Annotated in this window: 13 protein-coding genes; all 13 read left to right on the forward strand. The window is 64.3% G+C overall.

Annotated features, from left to right (window positions below):
- Positions 1–2: 2 nt before the first annotated feature.
- Positions 3–503, forward strand: a complete 501-nt coding sequence (locus ABFX19_RS03145; protein ID WP_346027421.1) for a hypothetical protein — start codon at positions 3–5, stop codon at positions 501–503.
- Positions 500–2,680 (forward strand): TRAP transporter permease, encoded by a 2,181-nt coding sequence (locus ABFX19_RS03150; protein WP_277357457.1) that lies wholly within the window; start codon positions 500–502, stop codon positions 2,678–2,680. Before ABFX19_RS03145 ends, ABFX19_RS03150 begins: the two co-directional genes overlap by 4 nt.
- A complete protein-coding gene (locus tag ABFX19_RS03155) occupies positions 2,677–3,906 on the forward strand; it encodes an MFS transporter (RefSeq protein ID WP_346027422.1) in 1,230 nt (409 codons plus the stop codon). The genes ABFX19_RS03150 and ABFX19_RS03155 overlap by 4 nt, the downstream gene beginning before the upstream one ends.
- Positions 3,903–5,129, forward strand: a complete 1,227-nt coding sequence (lhgO, locus tag ABFX19_RS03160; RefSeq protein ID WP_346027423.1) for an L-2-hydroxyglutarate oxidase — start codon at positions 3,903–3,905, stop codon at positions 5,127–5,129. The genes ABFX19_RS03155 and lhgO overlap by 4 nt, the downstream gene beginning before the upstream one ends.
- Positions 5,126–6,016, forward strand: coding sequence for a dihydrodipicolinate synthase family protein (locus ABFX19_RS03165; RefSeq protein WP_346027424.1), 891 nt, complete (start codon positions 5,126–5,128; stop codon positions 6,014–6,016). The genes lhgO and ABFX19_RS03165 overlap by 4 nt, the downstream gene beginning before the upstream one ends.
- Positions 6,017–6,790 carry an SDR family oxidoreductase gene (locus tag ABFX19_RS03170; RefSeq protein WP_346027425.1) on the forward strand — a complete coding sequence of 258 codons (774 nt, stop codon included), beginning with the start codon at positions 6,017–6,019 and terminating at the stop codon, positions 6,788–6,790.
- Positions 6,790–7,653, forward strand: coding sequence for a fumarylacetoacetate hydrolase family protein (locus tag ABFX19_RS03175; RefSeq protein WP_346027426.1), 864 nt, complete (start codon positions 6,790–6,792; stop codon positions 7,651–7,653). The genes ABFX19_RS03170 and ABFX19_RS03175 overlap by 1 nt, the downstream gene beginning before the upstream one ends.
- Before the next feature lie 100 nt (positions 7,654–7,753).
- The gene (locus tag ABFX19_RS03180) at positions 7,754–8,926 is read left to right on the forward strand and encodes a CaiB/BaiF CoA transferase family protein (RefSeq protein ID WP_346027427.1); all 1,173 of its coding nucleotides are present in this window, start codon (positions 7,754–7,756) and stop codon (positions 8,924–8,926) included.
- 14 nt (positions 8,927–8,940) lie between these two features.
- Complete coding sequence (locus tag ABFX19_RS03185; protein WP_346027428.1) at positions 8,941–10,095, forward strand: acyl-CoA dehydrogenase family protein; 1,155 nt, start codon at positions 8,941–8,943, stop codon at positions 10,093–10,095.
- Complete coding sequence (locus ABFX19_RS03190) at positions 10,092–11,804, forward strand: IlvD/Edd family dehydratase (RefSeq protein WP_346027429.1); 1,713 nt, start codon at positions 10,092–10,094, stop codon at positions 11,802–11,804. The genes ABFX19_RS03185 and ABFX19_RS03190 overlap by 4 nt, the downstream gene beginning before the upstream one ends.
- A 966-nt stretch (positions 11,805–12,770) precedes the next feature.
- The gene (locus ABFX19_RS03195) at positions 12,771–13,715 is read left to right on the forward strand and encodes a site-specific integrase (protein ID WP_346027430.1); all 945 of its coding nucleotides are present in this window, start codon (positions 12,771–12,773) and stop codon (positions 13,713–13,715) included.
- Between the two features lie 114 nt (positions 13,716–13,829).
- Complete coding sequence (locus ABFX19_RS03200) at positions 13,830–14,261, forward strand: hypothetical protein (RefSeq protein ID WP_346027431.1); 432 nt, start codon at positions 13,830–13,832, stop codon at positions 14,259–14,261.
- 15 nt (positions 14,262–14,276) lie between these two features.
- On the forward strand, positions 14,277–15,809 hold the full coding sequence (locus tag ABFX19_RS03205; protein WP_346027432.1) for an Hsp70 family protein: 1,533 nt from the start codon (positions 14,277–14,279) through the stop codon (positions 15,807–15,809).
- Positions 15,810–15,811 lie beyond the last annotated feature (2 nt).

The following is a 15,811-nucleotide window of genomic DNA, read 5'->3' on the forward strand; positions in this document are numbered from 1 at the left end:
ACATGCGTAAGCTCGCCGTCGTCGTTGCCGTGTTGGTGTGCCTTGGCACACTGGCCGGCGTGACCGCCGGAAATGCTGGCCCCACCCAGCGTTTCCTGACAGTGACGAACGACGACGGCGAGCTTGCCCGTGTGCCCCTTGACGGGGGCACCTTCGCGGTGAGCTACCGCAATTCGATCTACCAGACCCTCGCCGAGGAACGCTACGAGGTGCAGCCGGACGGTTCCTACCGCCTGGTGCAGATAGCGGCTGACCAGCTCGCTGTCCTCGAGGAGTACTACGGCGTCCCCGATGCCCCTACAGCCGCCGGTCCGTCCGACCGACGCAACTACGTTGTACCGCCGAGCCCTGAGCGTCCGGTGGTTTTTGACACCCTCTCAATCGCTGCCACCGATCTGGGGCAGCGCACCCTCCACGTCCCCGGAGAGCCGCCGCTGGAACTGTGGCCGCTGGTGGGGAACGCCAATCCGTTTGTTGTGCTAGATATCAAGGAGACCCAATGACCGAGCGACCTGACGGCAACGGTGCCGTAGCTGCGCATAAGTCACCACCGTCCGAGGATCAGCCGCCCGGCGAGAAGCACGGCCATGGGGAGAAACACGGCAAAGGCTCCCACCGGGCTGTCCACAGCAGGGTTGCCGACGAGAAGTTCAACGGCTCCCCCGATCCTTACAAGGACACGGACGGCAAGTTCGACGAAGAAGCGCTGATTGCCGAGTTCGAGGCGGAGAAGCCCGCCCGGCACCTCACCGGTACACCGGCAGCCATCATCAAGGCAGTGGGCGTCGCGCTGTCCGTCTTCGGCCTGTACTGGGTGTTCAACCCCATGGCCACCCAGTTCTACCTGCCGGCGTTCCTGATGATCGGCCTGTCGATGACGTTCCTCGTCTACCGCGGTTGGGGCCGGTCGGACAAAGACAAGGCGGCCGGCAAGAGCGACAACCCGCACATTCTGGACTGGGCGCTGGCGATCATCGCCGTCGTCCCGTTTGCCTACATCATTTCCGACTGGGATGCCTTCTTCCGCCGGGCGATCATCCCCACCTACCTCGACCTCATCATGGGCACCATCGCCATCCTCGTGGTGCTGGAAGCCTGCCGGCGGACGGTGGGCATCCTGGTGCCGATCGTCGTGGCCGGGTTCTTCGCCTACGCCTACTTCGGTCCGTATATTCCGGATCCGTTTCAGACGTCGTCGTTCGGGTGGATCCGTCTCGTGGGCCACAACGTGATGGGAACGCAGGGTATCTTCGGTGTTCCAACGGATGTGGCGGCGACGTACATCATCCTGTTCACTATCTACGGCGCCGTGCTGACGGCGTCGGGAGCCACGAAGTTCTTCATCGACCTGTCCTTCTCGGCGTTCGGCCAGTCCAAGTCCGGCCCGGGACGTACTGTCACGCTGGCGGGCTTCCTCCTCGGTACGGTCTCCGGCTCGGGTGTTGCCACCACGGTGACCCTCGGTGGTATTTCCTGGCCGCTGCTGAAAAAGGCCGGCTACCCCAAGGAACACGGTGGTGCAGTCCTGGCTGCTGCCGGCATCGGCGCAATCATGTCTCCCCCGACCCTGGGCGCTGCGGCGTTCATCATTGCCGCCCTGCTGAACGTCTCCTACCTCGAGGTGTTGATCTGGGCGACCATCCCGACCCTCCTCTACTACCTCGGCATCATCCTCGCTATCGAGATGGATGCCCGGAGGTTCAAGACCCAGCCGGTCGATATGGAAACCCAGAAGGCCGGCAAACTGCTGCTGCGCTTCGGCTACCACTTCAGCTCGCTGATCGCGATCGTGGTGTTCATGGCTACCGGAATGACTCCGTTCCGTGCGGTGGTCTACGCGACAATCCTTGCGTTCCTGCTCAGCTTCCTGGACCGGCAGTCCTGGATGACCCCGAAGCGCATCTGGGATGCGCTGGCCACCGGCGCCACCGGCGCCCTCTCGGTCATCCCGGTGATGGCGGCGGCCGGCCTGATCGTGGGCATCATGACGCTCACCGGGCTGGGCCTGAAGCTCGCGAACATCATTGTGGACTTCGCCGGCGGCAGCCTGTTCCTGACGGCGTTGTTCTCGGCGATCTCGGTGATCCTGCTGGGCCTCGCGGTTCCGGTGACGGCGAGCTTCATCATCTCGTGGGTGATTATCGGCCCGGCGCTGCAGGATGTCGGCGTTCCGGCCTTCGCCGCCGCGATGTTCATCTTCTACTACTCCGTACTCAGCGAAGTGTCCCCTCCGACCGCGCTCTCCCCGTTCGCGGCGTCGGCCATTACCGGCGGCAAGCCGATCAAGACGATGTGGCTCACCTGGCGGTACACGCTCTCCGCGTTCCTGGTTCCGTTCATCTTCGTGCTCACCGGCCCGGGTATCGGCCTGCTGATGCAGGGCGGATTCGGGACCGTGCTCATGGCCCTGGTGGTCTCGACCATCGCCGTAGCGGCCCTGGCCGTGGCAACCGGCGGCTGGATCATGGGCCCGGCCAACTGGCTTGAGCGCCTGCTGATCGGAGTCGGCTCCCTGCCGATGCTCGTGATGGAACCGATGTACCTGATCGTCGGCGGCGCGCTGATCGCCCTCGGCCTGGTGATGCATGTGGTCCGGATGAAGCGGCACCCGCATGACGATTCGACCACGCCGGAACGTTCAGGAACCGACCGCTCACGGACGGCTGAATCGACCTCGTGAACGTACCGTCCTCCGGGCGGCCTGTAACCACCCTGTTGCAGGCCGTCTCGGTCACTACCACCGGGGTACTGCCGGCGTTCCTTCTGGGCGCGCTGGCGGTGCAGATCCGCGACGACCTCGACCTGGGGCCGGCGCAGATGGGCATCGCAGCAGCAACGCTGTTTGCGGTCTCCGGAACCCTCGCCCGCCCGCTTGGAGGAGTTGTCCAGCGGGTGGGAGCAGGGCGGGGCATGGTCTTCTCGGCCATTCTCGCGACCGTGGCGTTGGCAGGCGCCGGTGCAGCACCGTCATTTCCCGTTTTGGTGGCGGCGCTGTTCATCGGTGGCCTTGCCAACGCCATGGCCCAGCCCTCGGCAAACCTCGGCATTTCCCGCAGCATCGGCAGCAACCGGCTGGGCCTGGCGTTCGGCGTGAAGCAGTCGTCCATCCCAATGGCGTCGCTGCTGGGCGGCCTTGCCGTTCCGGGCATAGCGCTGGTGCTCGGCTGGCGATACGCGTTCTTCTTCGGCGCCGGACTGGCGCTGGGCCTCGCTGTCTGGGCCTTCTTCCGCGGTCAGGCACCACTGACAACGACGACGGCGGCCGGCCACCCGGAGGATCGCGGCACCCCGCGTGCCGGGCTGGTTGTCCTCACAATCGGCGCCGGCCTCGCTGCTGCGGCCGCCACCTCGCTCGGAGTGTTCCTCGTGGACTCGATGGTGCAGTCCGGGATCGAGCCCAGCACCGCCGGGTTTATCTTCGCGGGCGCCGCGGTGGTGGGCCTCAGCATCCGAATCCTCCTCGGTGCGCTCATGGACAAGATGCCCACCCGCAGCCCCTACGTACTGATCGCCAATCTGCTGGTGGCCGGCGTCGTCGGCTATCTGATGCTCAGTGTCGGCTCCACAGCGCTGATGGTGACCGGCACACTCCTCGCCTACAGCGCAGGCTGGACCTGGCCGGGGCTGCTGCACTTCGCCGTCGTGCGCGATAACCGGCAGGCAGCAGCGTCCGCAACCGGTGTTGTGCAGACCGGGCTCTCGCTCGGCGCGGCCGGCGGGCCGCTGCTGTTCGGCCTGCTGGTGAGCGCCACCTCCTATTCCACTGCCTGGGTGGTGGCCGGCATTGTTGCGCTGGCTGCTGCCATTACGTTCCGCATCGGGCGGAGGATGATTCGCCGGGCACGCGGCGTGTCGGTCTTCACGCTGCGGCGCCCATTTTCGAACCCTGTTAAGGAGACTTCATGACAGCCACACGCTATGCGGTGATCGGCGGCGGCATTCTGGGGACCGCCGTCGCGCGCCGGCTGCTCCAGCAGCAGCCGGACGCTTCGGTGACCGTGCTCGAGAAGGAAGATTCGCTTGCCGCCCACCAGACCGGGCGGAACTCGGGCGTGGTCCATGCCGGGCTGTATTACACGCCCGGGTCCCTGAAGGCGAAACTGTGCCGACGCGGCGTGGAACTGTTGAAGGAGTACTGCGCCTCGAAGGACCTGGCGTATGACGAGATCGGTAAGGTGCTTGTCGCCCGGGACGCGGTGGAGGAATCGCGGCTGGGTGACATCATGACCCGCGCCCAGGCCAACGGCGTCCCGGGCGTGCGGATCATCAACCGCGCAGAGCTGCGCGAACTTGAGCCGCACGTTGAGGGAGTGGGCGGGCTGCACTCCCCGCACACAGCGATTGTGGACTACGGCGCGGTGACCCGTTCCTTCGCGGAAGACGTGGTTGCGGCCGGAGGCACCGTGCACACCGGGTTCGAGGTCACCGGCATCACCCAGCGCGGGAAAGAGACGCTGGTGACCGGGACCCACAACGGCACGGACACCTGGGAGATCTTCGACTCGGTCATCATTTGCGCCGGGCTCCAGGCGGACCGCGTGGCTGGGCTGGCCGGTGACCGGGAAGACCCGAAGATTGTGCCGTTCCGCGGTGAGTACTACCTGCTCAAGCCCTCGAAGCGGTCACTGGTGCGCGGGCTGGTGTACCCGGTTCCGGATCCGCGCTACCCGTTCCTGGGTGTGCACCTGACTCCGCGGACGGACGGCGAGGTCATGGTCGGTCCCAACGCCGTGCTGGCCCTGGCCCGTGAGGCCTACGGCTGGGGCACCGTGTCCCCGCGCGACCTCGGCGACGCCGTGGGTTACCCCGGTTTCCGGGCCTTCGCGAAGCAGCACTGGAAGACGGGCGCCGTCGAAATGGTGGGTTCGCTGAACAAGCGCCGCTTCGTGAACGAGGCACGCAAGTACGTGCCGGAGCTGACCGTCGACGACGTCGTTCCCGGGCCAAGCGGCATCCGCGCCCAGGCACTGGACCGCGACGGTTCGCTGGTGGACGACTTCCGCATTTCCCACCATGGATCGGTGCTGGCGGTGCGGAATGCGCCCTCGCCGGCCGCGACTTCCTCGCTCGCCATTGCCGAGCACATTGTTTCGATCGTCCTTGATTCCGACAGTAAGGAAGTTGCATGACGCACTTGAAGAAGGGGCTCTGGGGTGTGCTGGCTACGCCGTTCACCGGGCCGTCGTTCGACGTCGACACCGAGTCACTGAAGCGGGAGGTGGAGCTCTACACCCACATTCCGGCCACCGGCATGGTGGTGCTCGGCGTGTTCGGTGAGGGCGGCACGCTGGATACCCGTGAGCAGGCCCTGACGGTCTCGACGGTTGCTGAAGCCGCTGAGGAGACCCCGCTGATTGTTGGGTTGTCGGCGCGGAGCACCAGCGTCGCGATTGAGCAGGCGCGGACCGCGGTGGAGTCTGCGGGGTCCAATTTGGCGTCGCTCATGGTGCAGGCGAATACGCCGAACCCGGACCTGCTGACCGCGCACTTCGCTGCCATCCATGAGGCAACCGGCGCGGACATCGTGCTGCAGGACTACCCCGTGGCCTCCGGAGTAAAGATCAGCACCGCGCAGATTCTCGCCGTCGTCGAGCGTTGCCCGTTCATCTCGGCCATCAAGTCCGAGGCACCGCCCACGGCTGCGGCGATTGCCCAGCTGACGCGCGCCACGGACGTGCCGGTGTTCGGTGGACTTGGCGGTGTCGGCCTGATCGATGAGCTCGCGGCTGGTGCCGCCGGCGCGATGACCGGGTTCTCCCACCCGGAAGCGCTGCAGCTTGCCATCTCAGCGAATCGCGACGGCGGCTTCCGCGCCGCCCGCGACGTCTTTGCGCCGTGGTTACCGCTGGCGAACTTTGAGGGACAGCCCGGAATTGGGCTGGCCCTGCGCAAGGAGATCCTCAAGCGGCGCGGCATCATCGCCGAAGCACTGGTCCGCCCGCCGGCGCCCACGCTGCCGGCTGAACTGGCCGACATGATCGACGCACACCTGGATGCTGTTAAGGAGCTTGCCTAGATGGAAACCGGACTCAAGGGAAAAAACGTACTGGTGCCGGGGTCGAGCTCCGGGATCGGGCTGGCCATTGCGCAGGTGTTGGCCGATGAGGGCGCCAACGTGGTGCTCGCCGCCCGCCGCGAGGACGTGGTGCGGGCCGAGGCTGAGAAGCTGCCTTCCGCCGTCGGGATCGGGATCGACCTGAATCTTGACGGTGCTCCGGCGCGGCTGGTTGAAGCTGCGGAAAAGGCGTTCGGGCCCGTCGACGTGCTGATCCTCAACAGCGGCGGACCGCCGCCCGGTGGCGCCGCTGATGTGTCGGATGAGCAGACGCTGGCCGCCGTGAACCAGCTGCTGCTGCAGCACATCCGGCTGACCAACCTGGTGCTGCCCGGGATGCGGGAGCGGGGCTGGGGGCGGATTGTCGCCGTCGGCTCCTCCGGTGTGCAGAGTCCGCTGCCCAACCTGGCGCTGTCCAACATCGGCCGTGCCGGGCTCGCCGGGTACCTGAAGACCCTCGCGGGCGAGGTGGCGAAGGACGGTGTCACCGTGAACATGGTGCTGCCCGGCCGGATTGACACCGACCGCGTGGCATCACTGGATGCCGGCGCGGCGAAGCGTACCGGCAAGACGCCCGAGGAGGCCCGGGCCTCGTCCGAGGCCACCATCCCCGCCGGCAGGTACGGCAAGCCGGAGGAGTTCGGCGCAGTCGTCGCGTTCCTTGCCAGCGATCCCGCAGCCTACGTGACCGGTGAACAGATCCGCTGCGACGGCGGACTGGTAAGGAGCTACTGATGATGAACCACACACTGCACCTCTGCTCTGTCACTGAGGGCCAGGAGGAGATTCCTGCCGTGGTGCACCCGCAGCGCGGACTGGCGCTGGTCCGGGACCTGATGTCCAGCTTCACCGGCGATATTCGGGACGTCCTGGTCGAAGAACTGCTCGATCAGCTTGAGGCCGCGGCAAATGAAGCGAACGACGACGTCTTCCGGGACCCGGAGAGCGTCACCTACGGCGCGCCCTACCGGCACCCGCGGATGCTGTGGGGCATCGGGCTGAACTACGTGGAGCACGCCTCGGACCTGTCCGAGGGCGTGCCGGAGGAGCCGGCGTCGTTCATCAAGGGCGACCACACCATCATCGGTCCCGGGGAGGACATTCCCATCCCGTCGCAGAGCGAGCGGACCACCGTCGAGGGGGAGGTCGCCGTCGTCATCGGGCGGTACTGCCGCAATGTGGAGGTGGAGGAGGCGCTGGACTATGTGGCCGGCGTCGTGCCCGTACTGGACCAGACGGCGGAGGACATCCTGCAGAGGAATCCGCGGTTCCTGACGCGGTCGAAGAACTTTCCGGGGTTCTTCTCGTTCGGGCCGCGGATTGTGCCGCTGGCCGAGGCGGTGGGTGACGGGATGCTCGCGGACATGGAGGTGTCTACGGTGGTGAACGGTGAGGTGCTGCGGACCAATACCGTGGCGCACATGCGGTACAGCCCCGAGTACCTGATCAGTTTCCACTCGAAGGTGATGCCGCTGTTCCCGGGCGACATCATTTCGACGGGCACGCCGGGCGCGATCCACATCAAGCCCGGCGATGTTGCGGAGGCCCGGGTGGCGCGCGTGGGCGTCCTCACCAACCCCGTGACGCAGGGAACCTGAGTTACAAGAGCACCACCATCGAGGGGGCGCTGAGAACGGGTTTCCGGCAGGAAGCACGTAGCCAGCGCCCACTCGATGCACCAAAAGTAAGGAGATGACGATGGGCACGTCTGGATCTGGCCCTCTCGAGGGTGTTCGGGTAGCTGACTTTTCCCGCGTGCTCGCGGGCCCCTATGCGTCGATGATGCTCGCCGATTTCGGGGCGGACGTCATCAAGGTGGAGAGCCCTGCCGGGGATGACACGCGGTCCTGGACGCCGCCCGTCGACGAGCACGGCGTGGGCACGTACTTCTCGAGCGTGAACCGGAACAAACGCTCGGTGGTGTGTGACCTGCGGACCGACGACGGGCTGGCGCGCGCGAAGGAGCTGGCGCTGGGCTCGGATGTGATCATTGAGAACTTCCGGCCCGGCGTGATGAAGAAGTTCGGGCTGGACTACGAGACGCTGCACGCTCTCAAACCCGACCTTATCTACTGCTCCATCACCGGATTCGGTTCGACGGCGGGAGCCCACCTTCCGGGATATGACCTCCTGGTGCAGGCCGTCGGCGGGCTGATGAGCGTGACCGGGTCGCTGGATTCGGAGCCGAGCAAGGTGGGCGTGGCGCTGGTCGACGTGGTCACCGGGCAGAACGCGGCGCTCGGGATTCTCGCGGCGCTGCGACACAAGGACGCGACCGGGCAGGGCCAGCGGATCGATGTGAATCTGCTGTCATCGCTGCTGGCGGGGCTGGTGAATCAGGCGTCGAGCACGCTGGCCACCGGCGAAGCGCCGCAGCGGATGGGCAACGCGCATCCGTCGATCGCGCCGTACGAGACGTTGAAAACCGCGGACGGGCCGCTCGCCGTCGCCGTCGGGACGGACCGGCAGTTCGCGTCGCTCGTGCGGGTTCTTGGGGTGCCTGAAATGTCGTCCGATCCGCGCTTCGAGACCAACACCCAGCGCGTGGCCCACCGCGATGAGCTGAAGGCGCGACTCGAGGAGCAGCTCGCCAAGCGTCCCGCGGCGGAGTGGTCCGCAGTCCTGTCCAAGGAGGGCGTCCCGGCTGGGAAGGTGAATTCGATTGTGGAGGCGCTCCAGCTGGCTGAGGAGCTGGGACTTGATCCCGCCGTCGAAATGGCCGACGACGCCGGCCCGCGCACCAGCCACCAGGTCGCCAACCCGATCCACCTCTCCGAAACCCCTGCGAGCTACCGGCGCCTGCCGCCGCTGCTCGGCGAACACAACGATGCGACCTTCGCGGCGCTCTCGACCACCGCTACCTCTCACTGAAAGTACGTAGAACCATGACTGTTGACCTTCTGTCCATCGACTCGCTCCTGTCGCAGGAGGAGATTGACCTCCGCTCCACAGTCCGTTCCTTTGTGGATACCGAAATCAAGCCGAACATCGCCGAGTGGTATGACAACGCGGTGTTCCCGCTGGAGATCGTGCCGAAGATGGCGGAGCTGGGCGTGCTCGGCATGCACATCAAGGGCTATGGCTGCCCTGGGCGCAGCTCGGTGGAGTACGGGTTGGCGGCGCTGGAGCTTGAGGCGGGCGATTCCGGTCTGCGCACGTTCGTGAGTGTGCAGGGGTCGCTGGCGATGAGCGCCGTCGCCAAGCACGGCTCCGAGGAGCAGAAGAACGAGTGGCTGCCGCGGATGGCTGCCGGGGAAGCGATCGGCTGCTTTGGGCTGACGGAGCCGACGGCGGGATCGGACCCGGGCTCGATGGCCACCTTTGCGCGTCGTGACGGTTCCGACTGGGTTATCTCCGGCGCCAAGCGCTGGATCGGGTTGGCTTCGGTGGCGCAGGTGGCGATCATCTGGGCCATGACCGACGACGGCGTCCGCGGCTTTGTGGTTCCCACTGACACTCCGGGGTTCACGGCGACCCCGATTACGCAGAAGCTGTCGATGCGCGCCTCCATCCAGTGCGACATTTCGCTGGAGGACGTGCGGCTGCCGGAGTCGGCGATGCTGCCGAAGGCCAAGGGGCTGCGCGGCCCGTTCGAGTGCCTGAATGAGGCGCGCTACGGCATCATCTGGGGTGCGATGGGTGCTGCGCGGGACAGCTACGAGGCGGCGCTGAACTACTCGAAGGAGCGCCTGCAGTTCGGCAAGCCGCTGTCCGGGTACCAGCTGACCCAGCAGAAGCTGGTGAACATGGCGTTGGAGATCAACAAGGGGATGCTGCTGGCGCTGCAGGTGGGCCGGCTGAAGGATGCCGGGACGCTGGAGCCGTACCAGATCTCCGTGGGCAAACTGAACAACTGCCGCGAAGCGATCGAGATCTGTCGGGACGCCCGGGCGATGCTCGGTGGCAACGGCGTCACGCTGGACTACTCGCCGCTGCGGCATGCGAACAACCTGGAGAGTGTGCGTACGTACGAGGGCACCGACGAGGTGCACACCCTGATCCTGGGCAACCACATCACGGGGACGCCTGCGTTCCGATGAGCGGCTCCTCCTCCTCGCCTGAACCCACCGGCCTCCGCCGCGGCCTCACCAGCTACGGGGACGCCGAGTTCTCGCTGTTCCTCCGCAAGGCATTCATCAAGGGTGCCGGGTATTCGGATGATGCGCTGGATAGGACCGTCGTCGGGATCGTGAACACCGGCAGCGGCTACAACCCGTGCCACGGCAACATGCCCGCGCTGGTTGAGGCCGTGAAGCGCGGGGTGATGCTGGCCGGGGGGCTCCCGGTGGAGTTCCCGACCATCTCGGTGCATGAGAGCTTCTCCTCCCCCACCAGCATGTTCCTGCGGAACCTGATGTCGATGGACACGGAGGAGATGATCCGCGCGCAGCCGATGGACGCCGTCGTGCTCATTGGCGGGTGCGACAAGACGGTGCCGGCGCAGCTGATGGGTGCGGCGTCGGCGGGTGTGCCGGCAATTTCGCTGGTCACCGGGTCGATGCTGACCGGCGGGTACCGCGGCGAGCGGGTCGGTGCGTGCACGGATTGCCGGGCGTTCTGGGGCAGATTCCGCGCCCAAGAGATTTCAAAATCAGAGATCGACGACGTCAACTCGCGCCTGGTGGGGAGCGTCGGTACCTGCTCGGTGATGGGGACGGCGAGCACTATGGCGTGCATTGCGGAGGCGATGGGGATTGCCCTGCCTGGGTCTGCATCCGCTCCCGCGGTGACGGCGGACCGGGTGCGGATTGCCGAACGGACCGGGACGCAGGCTGTTGCTCTCGCCGCTGCCGGCGTTTCGCCGTCGTCGATCCTGACTCCGGCGGCTTTCGAGAACGGGCTGCGGATGCTGTTGGCGATCGGCGGTTCGACGAACGCAATCATCCACCTGACCGCTGTGGCAGGTCGGCTGGGGATCAAGTTGTCGCTGGACGAGTTGGACCGGATGAGCGCGGAGACGCCGGTGCTGGTGGACCTGAAGCCGTCCGGCAAGTACTACATGGAGGACTTCCACCGTGCCGGCGGCGTACCTGCGGTGCTGCGTGAGCTGGGTTCGCTGATCAACCGCGATGTGCTGACGGTGACTGGCCGCACGCTGGGTGAAGAGATCGACGACGCCGGCCCCGGCTTCCCGCAGGACATCATCCGGCCGCTGTCGGACCCCATCTATCCCCAGGGCAGTCTGGCGGTGTTGCGCGGGAACCTGGCGCCGGGTGGGGCGATCATCAAGCAGGCCGCAGTGTCGCCTTCGTTGCTGGAGCATTCGGGGCCTGCCGTTGTGTTCGAGAATGCCGCGGACCTGGCTGCGCGAATTGATGACCCCTCGCTCGAGGTCACTGCCGATTCGGTCCTGGTGCTGAAGAACATCGGGCCAGTGGGTAACCCCGGCATGCCGGAGGCTGGATACCTACCGATCCCGAAGAAGCTCGCAGCCCAGGGTGTGAAGGACATGGTGCGCATTTCGGACGGCCGTATGTCCGGTACCGCGGCCGGAGCTGTCGTGCTGCATGTGACGCCGGAGTCTGCCGTCGGTGGGCCGCTGAAGCTGGTGCGTACCGGCGACACGATCACGTTGAGTGTGAGCCGCAGGTTGGTGCAGCTGGACGTTTCCGAGGAGGAGCTCAAGCGGCGTTCGGAGGAGCTTGGTCCTGCTTCGCCGGTTATTCCCGACCGCGGCTACCGACGCCTGTACGTCCAGGAGGTTACTCAGGCGGACGAGGGCTGTGACTTCCATTTCCTTCAGGCTTGAGGAGAACGCCCAGGTTAGTTGACGTAGCATTCCGTTATCGGCACTCTGCATCAGGAGCGAGACAAAGTGCGGTGAAGGTAGCCATCCCATTTCGGCTCATACACACACACGCCAAGGAGGGCATCGGGTGCAGGGAGTTTCGTCACCGCCCGGGCTGACGCCAGCGCCGGCGGTGCTCCGGGTTGAGGGGTACGCTCTCCATCGACCCATGATTCCCCTCGAACCAGGCTGTGCACGGCCACCGCCCGCTCAAGGGTGAGACTCTCAATGTTGGTGACGCGGTGGGTGTGAGCAGGCGGTCAGGCTGGTCCCTGCTGTCCACTTGGGTGGGGACAAGCAGCGAAGCGGAGAGAGCTTGTGCCATGCACATGGGGGCAGGAGGCCCACATGTGCACTCTGTCGATTGTTATTACCGCCCACACTTGAGTGCTGTGACCCCTTAGGGGTGATTCCGTCGGGTTCGCTAGATGTGACCGACACGGGGCAGGTAATGAGTCCTACCGGCGTCAGCCCTGCTCGCCTGCGTCTTGTTTTTGGATCATCGGACTCTCCGAGGGCCTTGCATTTCTTCACGGCTCGACCGACCCGATGGTTGCGCTCCTCGGCTTGTACGCACGATGGAAGCAGTGCGGGAGGGTTGGCGGTACCGTCCTGGGAAATTGACCGGGTGTACCCGCGCCTTCGGACCCTTTCCGCGTATCCCGAACGCCACAAGTACAGCAGGCGCGCCGCCCTCGTCAGGTCACCCCTCAACTCGGCGGCGTCAAGATCGAATCGAACAAGTCCATAGCCTCTTTGCCCGTTCAGGTCATCAATCAGATGCGCCTGTCCAGGTGAAATAGCAAGAGCTGCTACGTTCGTGTGTGAAGTGCGGAGCAAGAGCATAATCGAAGGGAGCCGATGGTGACTTCGCGACACGATGCGGTAAGCGCCCAACAAAGTGATGGCAAGCTACCCCTTCGCTCTGTGGCCACAACACGTGCGTATCAGTCGGATCTGCGCGATGTGTGTGATTTTTGGGAGCGACACGGTGTTGCTGGCGGCCTCGACCAACTCGAAGAGCGGCACGTGTTTGCTTATCTTGTGAGTCTGATGAAGACGGGGCGTTCGCCTTCCACCGTCCGGCGTCGGTTGACCGCTCTTCGAGCTTGGGTGACTGACCAAGGACATCCGGCTATCGCGGTGGACGGCCTTCACAGGATGGAGGGTTCGCTCCTTCGATCTGCGACGAGTCAAACCGCAGTGATGATCGCATCGGATGACGCGATCGTTCGGGAAGGCCTAACCGTTATCCTCTCGCAGCAGGGAATCCTGACGTGGGCAGGCGACACTCGTGAGAGCCTCGTTGGATCCGCAGCCCTTTGGGATTACGTCTTAGTGTGGCTGCCTTCTAGGAAGGGTATCGACCCTTATTCCAGCGTCAACTGCGCCTCTGAGGCCGCCGCTACGGGAGTTGTGGTTGTGGCTCTCTACCCTGGTCAAATCACGGATCTTTTTCGCCTCCGCCTAGCTGAAGCTGGGGTTCGATATGCGCTGCCTCAGTGGTGGCTCTCTGACCGGGTTGAGGATTTCCCACAGATGATCACTACTGCTACTCTCCCCACTCGCTTCCACCTCGAAACACCACTTGCCCTGCGGCAGGAGCTCGGATTTCAACTCTCCGGACAACTGGCGCCTCTGTTGGCCGCTGCGATGGAGGTGCCGGAGCAAGTATGGCGCTCATATGGGTTCGATGAAAACTTGGTGTTGACTCGATCAGAGGTTCAAAAATTTCGGAAGATCGCTGCCTATCAGGCCGGCGTTCCTCCGTCGGCTGCTCGTTATTCCACGGGTCTGCGAAGCGCGTCCAAAATCCCGGACTGGCGCGAAGTGCGCAAGGTTGTTCGCCAGTCCTTCAATTTTCGGTCTTAGACCTCCAATACCACAAATGGGCGCGTGACGCTAGCTCTGGTGATGCGCTCCCATCGCGAGAAGGATTTCACTCGTAGTCAAACCGCAGTGTCCCTTCACATGAGGAGAAACGGAATGTCGAAGCAGGAAGAAAGCTGGTATTCGACCAGCCTCAATCTTGGCCAAATCAAGCAAGTTCTCGGGTCGGTGCTTGCCCGGGCCGAGATTAGCGAGATGCGGGGCGGGCCCTTGAACGATTTGCCCGAGTTCGCCATCCTTGCCGAGCAGAAGGGTGGGCTCTTCAAGAAGCCAAATTTTGGCAACGGTTTGGCGGCAGCCCAGATTCTCGTGCATGACAGCGGTGACCACCGTCGTATCCAGTTCGTTGCTCTGGGTACGAGTGCCGGCGCCAATCTAGCCGGCGCCTGGCAGGTTCGAAACGAGGGCTTCATGGACAGAGCAGCGGCGGGTGCCGCACAGCCCGTTCTGAGGTCTAGCAAGAACCTTGTCGCCGCAGTCGTTGAGGGCCTGAATGCAGTAGATCCTCAGGTCCAGCGCGTCGGCTGACTGGAAGCCACAGGAATGGCAAAAGCAATCGGCATCGACCTCGGCACGACCTACTCCGCGGTCGCGGTGTTTCACGAGTCAGGAAAGCCCGAAATTCTGTCCAACCGCGATGGTGAGGACATCACACCCTCCGTCGTTCTCTTCCAGACAGTCGGCACTAGGGATGAGCCGCTGGTGGGAACGATGGCGAAGCATTCGGCTGCTGGCGCGCCCGATGACGTCGTCCAATTCGTCAAACGCCACATGGGCGACTCGGCGTGGAGGTTCGACTCCACGGGCGGTTCCTCGTACACCGCTGAAGAGGTGTCGGCGATCATATTGAAGCGCCTGAAAGAAGACGCAGAAATTGCGCTGGGTGAGCCGGTCATTGACGCCGTGATTACTGTACCTGCCTACTTCGACGACGCCCGCAGGACGGCGACCAAGCATGCTGGAAAAATCGCTGGACTCAACGTGCTACGAGTGTTGAACGAGCCTACTGCAGCAGCACTGTCCTTCGGCTTGGACACCGAGGCAAAAGGGATGGTGCTTGTTTATGACCTGGGCGGTGGAACGTTCGACGTTACCCTCATGAAGGTTCATACCGGCGAGTTCGAGGTGCTCGGCACCGACGGCGACAGGAACCTTGGGGGGTTCGATTTCGACAACCGACTCATCGAGTACATCGCCAAAAAAATTGAGGAGGAGGGCGGCCCCGACCTCCTGAACGACCGAACTCAGGTCCCGGTCCTCCGCGAGAAGGCCGAGATGGCCAAACGAAGTCTGACGACCGTCGCTACCACCATGGTTCATGTGTCAGTCAATGGTCAGCACTTCCGTGTGGCAGTAGAACGCATGGAGTTCGAGCGCATCACCGCGGACTTACTGAGCCGGACGGAGGAGCTCACCGAGCTTGTCCTAGAGGAAGCTGGGGTTTCCTGGTCGCAGGTTGACCACGTCTTGCTGGTGGGGGGCTCCACCCGCATGCCTATGGTGCGCACGCTTGTCGAGCGGTTAGCTGCAAAGCCTGTAGACCGCTCGGTCCATCCGGATGAGGCGGTGGCGCTCGGTGCGGCAATCCAAGCCGCTGTGGAGCAGTCATCGTCTGTGGTGGGTGAGCTAGCCATTTTCGAGGGCAAGCCGCTCGTGGTGGAAGACGTGACATCACAGTCCTTGGGCGTGATCACTGTCGGGAATGACCTGCGGACGAAGATCAACACGATCGTCATTCCGCGCAACACGAAGATTCCCGCAAAACTAAGCGAGGACCTTCAGACTATTCGTGACAACCAATCGGCACTCGATGTCGAAGTCACCCAGGGTGATGACACGAACCCTGACTATGTCGTCGTCGTTGGGACAAAGACTCTGCCCATCCCACTTTATCCAGCAGGTGCTCCTATCCGTGTCACCTACGCGTACGACATCGATCAAACGATATTCGTGGAACTGACGGATCTCACGACAAACCAGTCCCTCGGCACCGTTGAGATTGATCGCCTGGCGAACCTTAACGACGAGCAACTGAATGCAGCCGTGGCCAAAGTCTCCGGCCTACCCGTCTTGTAACA

Source organism: Arthrobacter parietis (genome assembly GCF_039530425.1).
GTDB lineage: Bacteria > Actinomycetota > Actinomycetes > Actinomycetales > Micrococcaceae > Arthrobacter_D > Arthrobacter_D parietis.